A 15,335-nucleotide genomic window follows, 5' to 3' on the forward strand; every position below is an offset into this window, starting at 1 on the left:
GGAGGAGGCAAAGCCTCCGATGGGCATTCCCATGCAGAGCATGGGAACGAGGAGCGATCGCCCTACCCACCAGCCGCATTGACCAGCAGTACCCCCTGGCTGTCGCGCAGCTCAAAGGCGCGCAGGTCGTCGGGCTGCGCGCCCAGCTCCAGCCCCGGCGTGGTCAGGGCCACCCGCCAGGCCGCCATATCGAGCTGGAGCCAGTCGCCCAGGTTGACCGTCATCGGCGCGCCCCCCATGTGGGCTACCATGGCCACCTCCTGGGGCGGCTGGTGGTCGGCGGCGTGGGGCTGAATGCGGTAGCCATAGAAAATGGTGCGCTCGTCGTCACTGATGCGGTTGAAGCGATCGCGGCCAATCAGGTTCTCCCGCAGCCAGGGGCGCTGCCGCCGAAACTGGCGCAGCTCCATGCCAAAGTAGCCGCGATCGGGGTTGGCCTGCCCAAAGTAGTGGGCCACATTGCACATGTCGTGGCCGTCTTCCATAAAGGCCATGGCAAACTGCTTCAGCTTGGGCACATCGAGGGTGGCCAAAAATCGGGGCAGGCTGGGCTGGTTGAGTTCTTCCAGGGCGGGCACCTCACACACCATGCCATCGGCTCCCTCGCCCAGGCAGTGTTGGCAAATCTGGGCCACCTCTTCCAGGTTGTAGTCGGTTTCGACCATGGCCTGGCGCAGAGCGTTGGCAAAGTCCTTCAGCTGCTCCAGGCTCTCAAACCCGAGGGACTTGAGCTGGGGAAAGGCGTGGGGCTGTCGGTACAGCTCGGGCTCAATCTCCCAGTCCAAAAAGCCCACTTCCTCAGAGACCACTTTGACCCCGTAGCGATCGTCGGTGTTGCGAAAGAAGCCCCAGGGGGTTTCCAGGCTGGCGTTGAGAAAGTCCATCGGCAGGCCGGGGCTAAAGCCGTGCACCCACAGCAGGGTGGCCGAGTTGTTGTAGGCCCGGTTGAGGGCTTCGGGCAGGGTGTTGCCCAGGTTCCAGTTGATGTCGGCATCCAGCTCAATTTGGTTGCCCCGGCGTACGGTGTCGTGGTTGCCGCAGCCGGTGATCCAGTGGTCACCCTGGAAAATCACCTCGCACACCCGCCGCCACTTGCGGTCCCAGAAGCCCTTCAGGGTGGGGGTGTTGTGGGCAAAAATCAGCGGCCCCCACTGAAACGAGCCGGGCTTGGCCTCGATCAGCTCGCGGTAGGTCGATTTTTCTTCCCAGCCTGCCTCGGGCCAGGGGCGACCATCCTCAAAGATGGTGAACATGCGCCGCCGATAGCCCTGGATATCCTGCACCACGTCGCTCATGGCCAGCAGGTACACATCGTCCTGCTCAACCCGCCCGCTGAGGGGGTTGAAAAAGCGAAAATCCTGCCCGCCATCGACGCGAATGCCGTCGGCCCCGGTGTTGATTTTACGCCGCTGCATCTCCAGCAAAATGGCTCGCACCTGGGGCAGCTGGTGGTTGAGGTCCTGGCCGTACATATTGGGGCCTTTGAAGAACTGCTGGGTGAGCAGCTCGATGCCCTGGTTGTCAGCGTGGCCGTAGACCAGGTCGTAGATCAGCTGAATGGGGCCGGTGGAGAAGGTGTGCAGCGTGGCGATAAACTCCACGATTTCGTCGGGGCGCAGGCTGCCCAGCACGCTGGGGTTGGTGGCCGCCGAGCCCAGAATGGGCACATCGTAGCCCCAGTTTTGGGTGTTGGGCTGGCGCAGGGTGACGGTGAGGTGGGCGCTGGTTTCGTCTCTATGGGGTTCGTCTTGATTTAAGGAATCGGTGGCTAGAGCGGTTGTTTCGGCAATCGCAAAGAACTCGTGCTCGCTGTTGGTATCCTCGCGGCGATATTCAATTGTGGGTTCGACCGGCAGCAGCTGCACCGCGTCGTAGCCGGTGTAAGCGGCTTCAGCGGGGGTGAGGTTTTCCCCGGCGGCCAGCTTGTCAGAAATGCGCTGGTATATGCGGGTCAGCCCCTCCAGGCTGCCCTCGGCGGAGGCGGTCTTGACGTGGATTTGCAGAATGTTGGTGGGGGCGGGCACGCGCGGAATTTCGGGGTCGATGCCGCCCTTGGGGGCAGAACTGCGGGCCAGGTAGCCCAGGTCGGCCCGCCGCTGCTGGAGCCGCCGGAGGTCGTAGACTTCGGCGGGGGCAAACACGCCGTAGGGCAGCGAGTAGGCCAGCGGGTCGCGAATGTAGTTGAGTCGGCCCTCGGCGTCAATGTAGCGCAGCCAGTAAAAGCTGCCGGCGCGATCGCGGCTGCCCGGCTTTACCCCCGCCACTACCGCCCAGACAAACTCCCCCTGCTGCATTACCGGCAGGCGATCGCGCTGAAACCGGAGCGTCTGCTGAGGGGCGCGAAAGTCGATCGGCTGCAGCGGCGTGAGAATCTCCAGCTCCAGGGTGCGCTCCGACTGAATGATGTCGGCCACCAGCTCTGGCGTCCAGAAGCCAAACTCGGTCAGCCCGTCGCGGCGGTAGTGGGCCCCCAGCCGCCGGGCCAGCCGTTGGCCCCGCTGAAAGTAGGTGTCGTCGGAGTGGCCCACGGTGGCGGCCCATTCAAGTACCGTTCGGGTTTCATCTTCGACCAGGTAAACCAGGGGCTGGAGGGGCGGCTGAACTACGGGGGGCAGAGTGGAGGCTGAGTCTTTAACGGTCACGGTAGGTCTACACGCTGTGGAGGACGCTTGGCTGCCGTTAGTCTAGCAAGCGCCTTTCCTGGCCCGATCGCCTTCTGTCTGAGGTTTATCTAATTTATATCCAGGGATAGAGCCCAGTGGCTGTCCCTAGCTAACCACCCCAGATCGCCCGACCTATCGCGATACCGGATCGACCCTGACCTCTACCTCGGTCGGATTGCCCTGGGTAATCACCGCAAACCGGCTGGTATTGATAAACCGCAGCTCTCCATCGACGAGAATGCGGGCCTGCACCGCGTAGGAAAAGCGGGCGTCGATCTGGTCGGGGTTGTACACCAGCTCAAAGGGGATGGGCACCTGACGCTCGCCAAACACCATACTTTGAGAGGCCAGGGTAATGGCGGGGGCGTCGGCCCGGCTGACATCCAGCAGGCTAACCTCCAGCACGGCGTTGGAGGGCATGGCAATGCGGGGCAGGTAGGTGACGGTGCCGGTCACGCTGGCGGAGTTGGTTTGCACGGTGTCGTTGACCTCAAAGGTTTGGCTGCCATCGGGGGAAAGGCTGACCCGCACGGCGGGCTGCCCCTGGGCGGTGGAGCCAGAGGTCATAAAGACCATGCCCTCTACGGAACTGACCGCGATCGCCCGCACGCCATTCAGCTCCTGCCGTCCGCTGGTCCGGTTGAACAGATTGATGTAGGGCAGGCCATCGCGGGTAAACACCCGCACGGCATGGGTTGTGGTTTGCGAAAAGACCACGGTGCCGTCGGGCACCTCAGCCCGCTCGGGGCTGGGCAGCTGGGCCAGCTCGCTGAGGCTGCCGCCATCGACCACAAAGCTGCGGTTGATCACCTCGGTTTGGGTCAGCTGAGCCACGTTGATCCGCTGATTTTCAATGGCGGTGGGGCCGTTGAGCAGAATGCGATCGCCCAGGGCCACGGGCCGCAGCGCCTCGGCCTCGCCGTCGATATCCATTACCGCCGCCAGGTAGGTGACCAGGTTGGTGCCGCCCCCCTGGTTGACGCCAAAGATCACGGCGGCATCGTCCTTGCCGTCGCCATCGATATCGCCAAAGGCCAGCCAGTTAGGCTCGTTGGCCAGGCTCACCACCAGCTCGCCAGGGCGATTGTACTGGCCGTTTTCGAGGGTCACGGTTTCAAATGTAGGTTCGGGGCCAAAGCCCAGGGGCACGATGTAGGTGCCGTTTTGCAGCGTGCTCCAGCGGTTGCACCAGGCCTGTTTCTCGGGAGTAAACACTTCGCGGGTGAGGCAGTTGTGCCACTCGGGCTGGGTCTGCGCGATCGCCTGACTTCCTGCCCCGCTGCCCAGGGTTGCAGCCACCAGGCTAGCCCCCGCCAGCGCCAAAAATACTCGTTTGCTCATGGTTAATCTCACACCTAACGTTCGGTCGGGGAATCGCAGTCATAGCCAAGGCGTAGCTAACCCGATGACTGGATTTTCCCTAACCTCTAGAAATTTACCAATGAATGATAAGGAAGCGGTGTGAGTTACGGTTTTGGCAACGCATAGCGTCTTTCAACTGGCGATGCGCTGCTGAATCAGGATTTCTACGATGCCAGCCAGCCGGTCAATGTGGCGGGCCTGCATTTGGGTGGTTTCGTGCTGCTGCCTTACCAACCGCTCTAGGCTGTCGAAGTTGCGCTCAATGCGCTCAAAGCCAACTTGTACAATATTTTCTAGCCGAGTCAAACCCTCTGAGAGAGCGGCAATTTGTTGAGTGTTAGCCTCAAGCAGATCGGCAGTGCGATCGAGCTTTTGCCCGACGATTTCGAGCCTAGCTGAGACAGCTTCGAGCATTGAGAGCGTTGCATCTGGGGGCATAGTAATTGCTCCACTCCTTAGTTCTACAACTCCAGGCTAACCTTACTCTCAAATTAGTCTCTGTCTGTGCTCTACCTGCCGCATCACGATACCGACGGAGGCAAAAGGGGCGCGACTACGTGTTTGGAATTGTTAACCCACGTCCGTAAAGGTTTGTTGGATACTCAAAGAATAGTGCCAAATCGGCTCCCTGAACAGTTCTGGAGAACCCGTGATGCAGGTAACCCCTAGCGTTAAGCGGCTGTGGTTAATGATTTCAGCGACCGCCGTGCTGATTGCCCTGGTGGTTTATCTGGGGGTGGTGCCCGTGGTGAAGGGGCAGCCAGTGTTCTTGAAAACGGCAGAAACCCAGTGGCTGAGGGATGGGCTGCTGCCCCAGGGGGCGATCGCAGAACAGGCAGTCAGCGGCGGCATGAGTCGGGGCGGCTCGTTCAGTCAGCCAGCACCAGCCCCATCGGCTCCCCGCAGCCTGCCCCCCAGTGGCGGGGGCTATGGCGGTGGGTATGGCGGTTACGGCGGCTATGGCTACCGCTCGGCTCCCGGCCCGGTAATTGTGCCCTATCCCACCTACAATCCGGCTCCGGTCTATGTCGACTCGGGTGACGATGGCGGCGAGCTGTTCTTCATCATTGTGGTGCTGGGGTTCATTCTGCTGCCCATCGTCTTCAGCTATATCCAGAGCAGCCGCAGGGAAGGTCCGGCAGCGACGGGCAGCCAGAGCGAATTGCTCAACGATATTGTCACGGTAACGCGTCTGCAGGTGGCGCTCCTGGCCGGGGCGCGAGAACTTCAAGGCCAGCTCGATCGCATTGCCCTGGAGGCCGACCTCTCCACCTCGGCAGGGCTGGCTGCCCAGCTGCGCGCCACCGCGCTGGCCCTACTGCGCCATCCCGACTACTGGACCCACGTGGGGGCCGACTCGCAAACCGTCGCCGGGCGGGAGAAAGCAGCAGAATTGTTTGAGCGCCTCTCCATTCAAGAGCGCAGCAAGTTTGCGGTTGAAACCCTGGTCAACGTGGGTGGCGAGGTGCAGCGGCGGGCCATGCCCACTGCACCCAGCGATGAGGTGGCCTCGCACATTGTGGTGACGCTGCTGCTGGGCACGGCAGACGATCGCCCCCTGTTTAAGTCCGTCAACTCGGTGGCCGATCTCAATGCCGTTCTACAGCGCTTGGGCTCTATTTCGCCCGCCTACCTGCTGGTGTATGAGCTGCTGTGGACACCCCAGGACCCCAGCGACAGCCTCAGCGCCGATGAGCTGATCGCCAACTACCCCGACCTGGTAACGCTGTAGCGCGATTGGGGTTTAAATGACGATTGGGCAATCGGCCAGGGGAGCTATTTTGAGACCTCGCCTTGATTCTCATTTGGTAACCCTAAAGATTAATTGCTGTTCTCAGGATCTGAGGTTGGAATCGCTGAAGTAATGTTTATCTAAACAGTTGAGGTGGAGTGATGTTAAGCCCTCAACGGCATTGGCTCAAGCGATTCGAGGTCGGTATTTTTTTAGGGTTAATAGTTAGTGGCGCTACGTTATTTTGCACCCCAGCGGCAGGGCCTGCCCTAGCCCTCACAACTGAAGAAATTGCCGCTCAGGTTGAACGATTGCAACAATCGGAGGAACGCTGGTTACAGATAGATCTGTCGAGCCAGCGGTTGTTCGCATGGGCAGGCGGTACCCCAGTCTATGCGGTTATTGTTTCGACGGGGAAGCCATCGACACCAACAGTGACAGGAGTGTTTGCAATTCAGTCCATGCATCGGTTGGCTAGAATGCGTGGCGCAGACTATGATGTGCCCAATGTTCCATGGACCATGTATTTTTATCGGGGATACGCGATTCATGGGACTTACTGGCATCATAATTTTGGTACACCTGTGAGCCATGGGTGTGTCAATGTTGCAGTTGATCATGCTCAGTGGTTGTTCAATTGGGCAGATGTGGGAACACCCGTTGTAGTTCAGCCTTAAATTGTTGACCCAGGTGTTGACCTAGGGTGTTTAAGCGGCTAGTGAAGAGATGCTGCGCCAACGTACGAAGCTTTCTAACACCACAATCCGGCGGTCTCTGTCGTAATCGCCTGTTCAGGACCTGCCGTGGCGGACGCGATCGTCATCTCAGCGATCGCAGCCAGGGCCAGGGCGATCGCTCCATCAGCGCTCACACCGTTAAAGGATGATTACAACCAGGCAGCATCTCCGGCGGCAGCCCCTAAGCTGGAGGGGACTCGTTCAGTGTTCGCCATGACTCAGCCTGTCGCCGACATTTCCACCGCCGTTGCCCTGCTGCAAACCTACGCCGCCGGGCGGCGCGACTTCGCCAACCTGGTGCTCTCCGCCGTAGACCTGGCCGGGGTAGACCTCAAAGGGGCCGACCTCAGCTACGCCGATCTGAGCGGCAGCGACCTCACTGGGGTCAACCTGCGCGGGGTAGACCTGAGCTACGCCAACCTATCCGAGGCCGACCTGTCTGGGGCCGACCTGCGCGGAGCAATGCTGATTGGCACCAATCTGCGAACAGCAACGCTTACCGGGGCGGTGCTGACCGCTGCCGACTACGACCCTCACGACACTCACTTTCCCGAAGGGTTTGACCCGGTGCAGGCGGGGTTGAAAAGCGATCGCTAGGAGCTGGCGATGATTGCCTGTCTCATTCAACGACAATGAGCTAAGTCGCGTAGGGGCGATCGCCCTTAACCCCCCGTACCCGCCGTTACGGTTCACCCTCCAAGCCGGTACGGGAGGGAAGTTCGCCACCGCAGTAGGGTTCCTACGACTGGAGGAGTAGGCGACCCTAGCGCACCATAGTAACTGTAGAGAGCGAAAGCTCAAACGCTTAACCTGACTCACTTCAAAGGTTTGGAAAAGCAAGTACCAGGAGGTTAGAAACCGATGATTATTCGCCGCTACCTAGACCCCATCACCGAAATCAACGCCATTCGCCGTCAGATCAACGATGTGTTTGGCGACCTCACCAGTGAAGCGCTGACCAAGAGCGATTGGGCTCCTGCCATTCGCCTGGTTGACCACGGCAACGAGTTTGTGCTGACTGCTCACCTGGTGGGTGTCACCGCTGCCGACCTCGACGTGCAGGTGACCGCTGACAGCGTATCCGTCGCTGGCATTCGCAAAGCTCCCGCCGCCCCGGCCGAAGAGGGGGCCCAGGTGCTCTACGACGACACCCGCTACGGCAGCTTCCAGCGCCTGGTCAACCTGCCCGACGCCGTTCAAAACGACAAGGTTGAGGCCGACTTTGCCCACGGCGTGCTGACCCTGACCCTGCCCAAGGTGGTCGAGGCCCGCAACAAGGTGGTCAAAATTAGTCTCGGCGGTGCCGAAGCTCCCGCCATTGAATCAGGCGAGGCCTAACGGGTAAAGCCCAGGCGCAGAGCAAAGGTGTCTCTGCGTCCAGGGTTCACGCCCTGGGGTGATACCCAGAGCTGATGTCCAAGATTGATCCTTGAGAGCAAGTCATGATGACGCGGGGAGGCACTGCCTCCCCTTTTTTTGTGCTTGCTAGAGCGTGGGTACAGTAGGGAACTGTAGACCCTGCGGTGGCAGATTCGAGATCGCGGCCATACTGAACCGGTGCTCTAGGCTTATTTCGTGTTTGTCAAAATTGCTAATCCAAACTCCAAAATTGCTCAGGGCTGCGGCTTTTCGAGATCGGCGTCGCCCACGGTAAAGGTGACCGAAAGGGGGCTGTCTACCCGCCGCGAGGCCTCGCGCAGCTCTAGCCCAACCACTAAACCGTCATCGTCGTAATCGAGAATGAGGTTGGGCGAAATGCGGGCGGTTTCACCAACTTCGCGCTGGTTGAAGGCAATTTGCAGGATGTCGCGATCGGGGTCGTAGGTAATCTGCATAGGGTGAAGGTTCGGGGCGACAGGGGAAGAGGGTGTTATGACAGGTGATGTGATAGCCGCCATCATAAAGGGTTTCGGCCCCGATGGCTTACCCCCCGCCGCTACCCTTTGACCACTGGCAACGCCCTGGCTCGGTGGGGGTGAAACCGGCGGGGCCACAGCAGCACCCGCAGCAGCAGCCAGAGCGATCGCAGCTCGCCGGGGCTGTTCCAGCGCTTCCACTGGCCGGGACGGCAGAACAGGGTTGTGACCAGCGCCCGGTAGCTGGCCGGGGTGAGGGGCGCAAACTGCACCCGCAGGTGAGGACAATCGTCTCTGTCGTCGACGGCGGTGATGATGCCCTCCAGGGCGATCGCCTCCTCGACAATTTCTAGTTCTATGGCCATTCCCACCCCCAGGGGCCGGGCTGGGGACACCTGCTGGGTGAGGGTGACCTCCAGTCCAACCTCCGACAGGGCGGTGGTCACGCCCCACCAGGTTTGTGCCAGGGAGGCGGAGGCGTCAGGAGTGGGGGGCTGCGCCGAGGTCGGTCCCAGGCTGCGGGGGGAGAGTTTGATCACCCGGCGCAGGTCAAACCACAGGTGGGAATCGGGCCGGGGCACATCTAGCAAAATCAGCAGGGCAACGGCGATCATCGCCAGGTTGTACGCGCTCCAAATCCAGCCCAGGGCCAGTCCCCGGTAGGTGAGGCCGTAGGCGGCGTTGGTGCCCCAGCCGGCCATTAGGCAAAGGCCCAGGTTGCGCCACAGGCTGATGGCGGTGAGCCCAAACAGCAGCACCAGCGGCCAGCCCAGTTTCCAATTGAACTGGTACCGCTGGTTGGAGGTACCCTTGGGCGTGACCTTAAACCCCCGCGAGAAGGGGTTGACCATGGCCTGGACCACCGTGGCTGCCAGGGGAAACACCAGCACCAGGGAGTAGATATCGGACAGCAGGGCCGATCGCGATCGCTCGTTCAGCCAGGCAAACACCGTCAGCTGCACCAGGTAGTAGGGCACAAAGTAGTAGAGCAACTCCTGGGTTGTCGCCTGAATGGGAATCACGTCAAGAAACGAGTAGGCCAAGGGCATCAGCAAAAAGCCGATGCGGGGAATGCTGCTAAACCAGTGCAGCAGCCCCTCCAGGTGGCCCAGCCGCTGCATGGGGGTGAGCCCCGGAATCGTCAGCGGGTTGGAGTCAATAAAGAAGGCCTGTAGGGTGCCCCTGGCCCAGCGCAGCCGCTGGGTGGCGTGGGCGGCAATATCTTCGGCGGCCAGTCCGGCGCTGAGCTTTTCGTCCAGGTAGATCACCTCGTTGCCCTGGGCGGCCAGGCGCACCGAGGTAAAGTAGTCTTCGCTCAGCGACTCGGTGACAAAGCCGCCGCTGCTTTCAAGGGCGCTGCGCCGCACCACAAAGGAGGTGCCCGAACACACCACGCTGCCCACCCCGTCGCGCATGGGCTGAATCTGACGGTAAAACACCTCTTCTTCCGGGGTGAGCACCCCCTCCAGGCCCAGGTTACGGGCGATCGGGTCGGCGTTGTAGAAGCTCTGGGGGGTTTGCACCAGGCCCACGCTGGTCCGCTGAAAAAAGCCTACCGTGCGGCAGAGAAAATTTTGGGTGGGCACAAAGTCGGCGTCGAAGGAGGCAATTAGCTCGCCCTGGGTTTGGCCCATGGCGTGGTTAAGGTTGCCCGCCTTGGCGTGGTCGTTGCTGGGGCGGGTGATGTAGTGGCACCCCAACTCCTCGGCCAGGGCTTTGATCTCGGGGCGGCGGGTGTCATCGAGCAGGTAGATGGTTTTGCGCGGGTAGGTCATGGCCTGGCAGCCAATGACAGTGCGGCGCAGAATAAAGGCCGGTTCGTCGTAGGTGGGCACAAATACATCCACCCAGGGCTGATAGCGACCACCGATCACCGCCTGCTGGAGTTGGTCCGCCTGGGGCCTGCGATCGCGCACCCACAGCAGCAGCACCAGCTGAATAATGCTGGTGATCAGGCCAAACAGCTCCATCCCCAGCAGCCCCAGGCTAAGGGTGCCCTCCAGGGGCGAGGCCAGATTCAACGTCGAGAGACAGCGCCAGACCAGGTAGCGCAGGACCAGGGTGAGCAAGATGCCCACCACAATGCACCGCGACCAGGTCTGGGGCCGGGGCGAAATGCGGGTAATGGCGTAGGCCAGCAGCAGCAGCACCATGGTTGGGGCCAGCAGGTACTGGGCCGTCACCATGGGCACCTCCAGCCACATGGGCGGCTGGCTCTGCAACATCTGGAGCTGGGCAAAAATTCTGGTGACGCGCGCCTCCCCGGCGAACCAGGCCAGCACGATGGCTGCCGCCAACCCAACGGTCGCCACCATAATCAACGTCGCCCAGCGTACCGGGGGGCGCGGCTTAGGCGGACCAGCCGACTTAGAAACAGATTTGGATAGGAGTGCCATTGTGCTGCTAAACGGTTAGGGAGCAGGATGGAGCCGGTCAGCCCGTGGGGCATTAATTGCCTGGGGTGTTACCCATCGCAATTGGAGCTCCCTCGCGATTGTGGCGGTTTTCTCTGAGAACCGCCTGAGCGACCCTCAATATGGAGATGCCAAGCGACCCTCAATATGGAGATGCCAACGGATTAAAAGGGTCCCAGGGGTTACTACAGCACGACTCGCCTCATTCCTTATGTATGAGTCCTTACCCATGGGTCAACTCCTTAGATGGCGATAGATGGCGATCGCCCTCACTTAGGCTCGGTCGGGAGCAGCCCCTGGCGCAGCAGGTCGTGGCCAAAGCCGTAGCCGCCCCCTACGCGCCGCAGCAGCCCCGCCGCCACCATGGCATCGAGCCAGGGGCGGGCGGCCAGGGGCAAGCCTCGCCGCTCACTCAGCAACAGCCGCACCAGCCCCTGCTGCAGGGTAAACGATAGCCACAGCACCGCCGCCACCAGCCCTGCTATCACCAGCCGCGCCCGGCTAAGGGGCAATAGCGCCAGGGGCGGCTGGCCGCTCGCCACCGCTGGCAGCAGCAGGAAGAGAATGACCAGCAGCCCCAGCACCGCCACCAAAATCACCGTGTTGCGCAGGGCCAACCCCACGTCCTGGTTGGGCACCTGGCGACTCTGGATGGACCCGGCCTGCCCGCTGTGCAGCAGCCCCACCAGTCCCAGGCTCCAGCCCATCACCGCCCCCAGCGCCCCCGCCCAGCCAAACCCAGGCCCGCCCAGGCCAAAGGGCGTCAGCAGCAGCGCCGCGATCGCCCCCAGCCCCAGCCCCAGCCCCAGCCCCAGCAAGCCGCTGGTCAACGCCAGGGGCACCAGGCCGCCCAGGGGGGCGATCGCGAGCCCCAGGCGAAAATAGGTGAAATTCTCCAGGTCAATCTGCGAGAGCAGCAGCCCCACCGCCAGCCCCAGCAGCAGGTTGCCGCCCACCAGCCCGATCACCAGGGTAATGGCCAGCCCCACCAGCAGCCGGTACAGCAGCTGGCGGGGATCGGGCAGCCAGGTGCGCTGCAGGTCGTCGAGGTAAAACAGGCGCGGGCGAGTCTCCAGCTGCTGGGCCAGCCAGCCCAGGGTGGCCCGGTGCTGAGCCGGGTTGCCCTGGGTCTGGGCCAGGCCATGGTCGAGGTATCGCTGCACCAGGTCGGCGCGATCGCGAATGGGGGGCGCTGGCGGATGCTGCATCGCCACCAGCAGGGTCAGGTTGAGGGGCAGTCGGGCCAGCTGTTGCAGCACTTTGCTGCCCTTGATTGTGGGCCAGAGGTCGGGACAGTTCTGGGCCAGCACGTAGTCTTTGACCTGCTGCGCCGCCAGCGGAATGATGTGAATGCCGCCGTTGAACTGATCAAAGGTTAGCCCCAGCGACTCCATTACCTGGCGACGGCAGCAGAGCAGCGCGGTCTGGTTGGGGTTGGTGCGCAGGAGTGCCTCCAGGGCGACGGCAAACTTGCGCTGTTGCTGGGTGGGCAGGTGGTCAAAGCCATCGACCAGCAGGGTGAGGCGGGCATTGTCCACCCAGCTGGCGGCGGTGGACTTGGCCACACGATAGTCGCGCCACAGGATGGCAATCAGCCACTCGCGCATGGTTTCCCCCGCCCAGGCGGAGCCATCGATCAGCACGGGCACCGGCTCGCCGCGCTTGAGGAGCCGTTCGCCTACCGCCAGCAGGGTGTGGGTTTTGCCGACCCCCGCCTCCCCGACCACCAGCAGCCGCCCGTCGATGCCGTCGCGCTGAAACAGGTCGGCGATCGCCTCTACAGAGGTCAACACCTGGTTTTCTTGGCGGCCAAACTGTAGCCCCCAGACCCGATAGTTCATTGGGATATTGCGGCGGGAGGCGACCAGCGGCAGCCCCTGGCGATGGGCCGCAATCTGCTGGCCCACGGTCTTCGCCAGCACCCGCAGGTCAGCCGTTGGGGGTTGGCCAGGCATCAGCGATCGCAGGGAACTGGAAACCATAGCAACGCCCCTCGCAGCGGGCCTAGTAACGGGGCACCGATCGATCGACCCTCAGGGCATAGGCGTCGATGCCGCCGGTCACATTCTTGAGCTGGGTGAAGCCCTGCTGGGCCAGCCAACCGCACATCTGGGCCGATCGCATGCCGTGGTGACAGAGCACAATGGTCTCGCGATCGGCCTCAAACTGGTTGTGAATGGTTTCGGACCAGGTGGCAAACTGGCTCAGGGGCAGGTTGACAAACCTGTCCAGACTGGCGGTTTCGACCTCCTCCGGCTCGCGAACGTCAATCAGCTGCACCGTGGGGTCGGCCTCAGCCAGGCGCTGGGCCAGGGCCTCAACGCTAAAGGACTCGTAGGGGGTAGGGGCAGAGGAAAAGGTCATAGGTCAATTCTAGGGGCAGATCGGAGAGACAGCCGATTGACGCGGCCGGGGATGCCTAAACATACGCAACCATACCCCATCGCCCCGGAAAGGTGGTATATCCTGGGCAAGACCGAGCTGCAACCCACGGCACCCCCAGGAGGCACCCGTTGAAAACCATTGGCCTGATCGGCGGCATGAGTTGGGAGTCGACCCTGGAGTACTACCGCATTCTCAACCAGACCACCCGCGCCCGACTGGGGGGGCTGCACTCCGCCAAAATTATTCTGTTTTCGGTGGACTTTGCCGACATGGCCGCCCTCCAGCACGAGGGCCGCTGGGACGAGATCTCAGAAATTTTGGTCGAAGCGGCCCAGCAGTTGCAAATGGCCGGAGCCAGCATGGTGCTGGTGTGTGCCAACACCATGCACCTGCTGGCCGACAACATTGAGGCCAGCATCTCTGTTCCCCTGGTGCACATTGCCGATGTAACAGCGGGGGCCATCCAAGCCCAGGGGCTGGGCCGGGTAGGGCTACTGGGCACCAAGTTCACCATGGAGCAAGACTTCTACCGCGATCGCTTAATCGAGCGTCACGGGCTGGAGGTGGTGACTCCCAACGACAGCAGTCGGGCCGCAGTGCACCACATTATCTACGACGAGCTGTGCCAGGGCCAGTTCAAGCCCGACTCTCGCCAGGTGGTGCTGGAGATCTGCCAGGAGCTGGTCGAGGCTGGAGCCGAGGGGGTGATCCTGGGCTGCACGGAGCTGGAGCTGCTGGTGGGCGATGCCACCCTGGCGGTGCCCCTGTTTCCCACCACCCGCATCCACGCGGAGGCGGCGGTAAATTTGGCCCTGGGCCTTGAGAGCTAGCCTAGCGGTACCCTAGGGGTTGATGGCATTTTTGAACATTTTCACCCTCCCCGTTCTCCTACCCTGCGCCTATGACGGTGATGCCAACCCTGAATCGCAAACTGCGGCAGCGGCTGATTGTCCTGGCCGTAGCGATCGCCCTGGCGGCTGTCGTGGGGCTGCTGCTGTGGCAGGAGGGCCGGGGGAGCGGCGGTACCGTCCCCTGGGCGGTGCTGGAAAACATCGTCATTACTCTAATGGGGGAATACCCCGACAAACCCAAGAGCCCCGTGGGGCGAGTGCTGCAACTGCTGCTGCTGATTTCGGGCACATTTATCTTTGGGGCAATCAGCGGCAAAATTTCCTCTGTGTTTGTCACCCGGGCGCTGCGATCGGAGGCCTCTGTGAGCGTGTTTAAGGACCACATCATTATCTGCAACTGGAACGACAAGGCCGCAGGCATCATTGACCAGCTGGTGGAGGGCAACAAGGACAACCCTATCGATATTGTGGTGGTGGCGGCCTCGGTGGTCGCCGATCGCCGCGAGTTTCCCACCCGAGTACACTTTATCCAGGACGACCCCACCCACCACGACACCCTGGAGCGCCTCCAGGCCTCCCAGGCCAAGGCTGTGATTCTGCTGGCGGACGAGGAGAGCGAATCGCCGGACGACAAAAACGCCCTCATCGCCCTGGCGGTCAAACACCTGGAGCAAACCCCCGGTCGCCAAAAGGACATTCACGTGATCGCCGAACTGGTGAACCTGCGCCGCCGCCGCCACCTGCAAGAGGCCGGGGTAGACGAGGTGGTGTCGGCCCGCGACTACAGCGCTGGCATCATGGCCCAGAGCGCCATGTTCAAGAATATGTCGGTGGTGTACCAGCAGCTGCTCACCTACTCCGACGACTCCAACGAGTTTTACTTCATCGAGCCGGGCCGCTACCCCAGCCACCTGGAGGGCAAAACCTTTGCGGAGCTGAGCCACTGGATCCGCACCTACAGCGTTACCCACCAGGCCGACAACCCGCTGCTGCTGCTGGGGGTGCGGCGGGGCAGCGGTGAGATCTTGCTCAACCCCAAGCCCTAGTCCTTTGAACGACTGGCGGCTGACGATGCCCTGGTGGTAATGGCCTTTAGAACGGTTGATCGCATCGATTGATAGAATGGGAGCCTTAGTATTGAAAACGCGCCGACCCTGGGGGTTAGGTGGGACTAGGGATCCTGTTCTGAGCCCGTTTATGAGTCTAAACGCCTACTCATATTACGATCCGTTAAGGTTTGTAGGGGGTGGCGATGAGAGCTGAAATCTCTCGCTATAGACTGGTCAAAGATTAGGAAACCCTTACTGTATAGACCGTTTTGACCAACCTTTGAGG

13 protein-coding genes are annotated in these 15,335 nt (G+C 61.7%); 6 read left to right on the plus strand and 7 right to left on the minus strand.

Annotated elements, in window-relative coordinates; translation table 11 throughout:
- Positions 1 to 62 precede the first annotated feature (62 nt).
- From gghA to NF78_RS18915, 3 genes are all read right to left on the minus strand, one after another.
- On the minus strand, positions 63 to 2,642 hold the full coding sequence (gene gghA / locus NF78_RS18905; RefSeq protein WP_225885373.1) for a glucosylglycerol hydrolase: 2,580 nt from the start codon (positions 2,640 to 2,642) through the stop codon (positions 63 to 65).
- Positions 2,643 to 2,795: 153 nt separating this feature from the next.
- Complete coding sequence (locus NF78_RS30475) at positions 2,796 to 4,004, minus strand: YbaY family lipoprotein (protein WP_081972761.1); 1,209 nt, start codon at positions 4,002 to 4,004, stop codon at positions 2,796 to 2,798.
- A 153-nt stretch (positions 4,005 to 4,157) separates the two neighbouring features.
- Positions 4,158 to 4,463, minus strand: a complete 306-nt coding sequence (locus tag NF78_RS18915; RefSeq protein ID WP_035990812.1) for a hypothetical protein — start codon at positions 4,461 to 4,463, stop codon at positions 4,158 to 4,160.
- A gap of 214 nt (positions 4,464 to 4,677) precedes the next feature.
- Between NF78_RS18915 and NF78_RS18920 the strand changes: the two genes are divergently transcribed.
- The 4 genes from NF78_RS18920 to NF78_RS18930 all read left to right on the plus strand — a co-directional run bounded on the left by NF78_RS18920 (position 4,678) and on the right by NF78_RS18930 (position 7,832).
- Positions 4,678 to 5,757, plus strand: coding sequence for a DUF1517 domain-containing protein (locus NF78_RS18920; RefSeq protein ID WP_052050742.1), 1,080 nt, complete (start codon positions 4,678 to 4,680; stop codon positions 5,755 to 5,757).
- A 161-nt stretch (positions 5,758 to 5,918) separates the two neighbouring features.
- Positions 5,919 to 6,434, plus strand: coding sequence for a L,D-transpeptidase (locus NF78_RS29790; RefSeq protein ID WP_072016191.1), 516 nt, complete (start codon positions 5,919 to 5,921; stop codon positions 6,432 to 6,434).
- Between the two features lie 273 nt (positions 6,435 to 6,707).
- Entirely contained in the window at positions 6,708 to 7,091 is a 384-nt protein-coding gene (locus NF78_RS18925; RefSeq protein ID WP_035990814.1) for a pentapeptide repeat-containing protein, read from the plus strand.
- Positions 7,092 to 7,355: 264 nt separating this feature from the next.
- Positions 7,356 to 7,832 carry an Hsp20/alpha crystallin family protein gene (locus tag NF78_RS18930; protein WP_197064924.1) on the plus strand — a complete coding sequence of 159 codons (477 nt, stop codon included), beginning with the start codon at positions 7,356 to 7,358 and terminating at the stop codon, positions 7,830 to 7,832.
- 275 nt (positions 7,833 to 8,107) lie between these two features.
- Here the strand turns inward: NF78_RS18930 and NF78_RS18935 are convergent, their stop codons facing one another.
- The 4 genes from NF78_RS18935 to NF78_RS18950 all read right to left on the minus strand — a co-directional run bounded on the left by NF78_RS18935 (position 8,108) and on the right by NF78_RS18950 (position 13,128).
- The gene (locus tag NF78_RS18935; RefSeq protein ID WP_035990817.1) at positions 8,108 to 8,329 is read right to left on the minus strand and encodes a DUF2283 domain-containing protein; all 222 of its coding nucleotides are present in this window, start codon (positions 8,327 to 8,329) and stop codon (positions 8,108 to 8,110) included.
- Between the two features lie 101 nt (positions 8,330 to 8,430).
- On the minus strand, positions 8,431 to 10,665 hold the full coding sequence (locus NF78_RS18940; RefSeq protein ID WP_035990819.1) for a glycosyltransferase: 2,235 nt from the start codon (positions 10,663 to 10,665) through the stop codon (positions 8,431 to 8,433).
- Positions 10,666 to 11,033: 368 nt separating this feature from the next.
- The gene (locus NF78_RS18945) at positions 11,034 to 12,746 is read right to left on the minus strand and encodes an NACHT domain-containing protein (protein WP_035990822.1); all 1,713 of its coding nucleotides are present in this window, start codon (positions 12,744 to 12,746) and stop codon (positions 11,034 to 11,036) included.
- A 22-nt stretch (positions 12,747 to 12,768) separates the two neighbouring features.
- Positions 12,769 to 13,128 carry a rhodanese-like domain-containing protein gene (locus NF78_RS18950; protein ID WP_035990824.1) on the minus strand — a complete coding sequence of 120 codons (360 nt, stop codon included), beginning with the start codon at positions 13,126 to 13,128 and terminating at the stop codon, positions 12,769 to 12,771.
- 149 nt (positions 13,129 to 13,277) lie between these two features.
- On the opposite strand from NF78_RS18950, the gene NF78_RS18955 reads away from it, so the two are divergent.
- A complete protein-coding gene (locus tag NF78_RS18955; RefSeq protein WP_035990826.1) occupies positions 13,278 to 13,979 on the plus strand; it encodes an aspartate/glutamate racemase family protein in 702 nt (233 codons plus the stop codon).
- A gap of 71 nt (positions 13,980 to 14,050) precedes the next feature.
- A complete protein-coding gene (locus NF78_RS18960; RefSeq protein WP_225885374.1) occupies positions 14,051 to 15,046 on the plus strand; it encodes a potassium channel family protein in 996 nt (331 codons plus the stop codon).
- The last annotated feature ends 289 nt before the right edge of the window (positions 15,047 to 15,335 follow it).

This window comes from Leptolyngbya sp. KIOST-1 (assembly GCF_000763385.1).
Lineage (GTDB): Bacteria > Cyanobacteriota > Cyanobacteriia > Phormidesmidales > Phormidesmidaceae > Nodosilinea.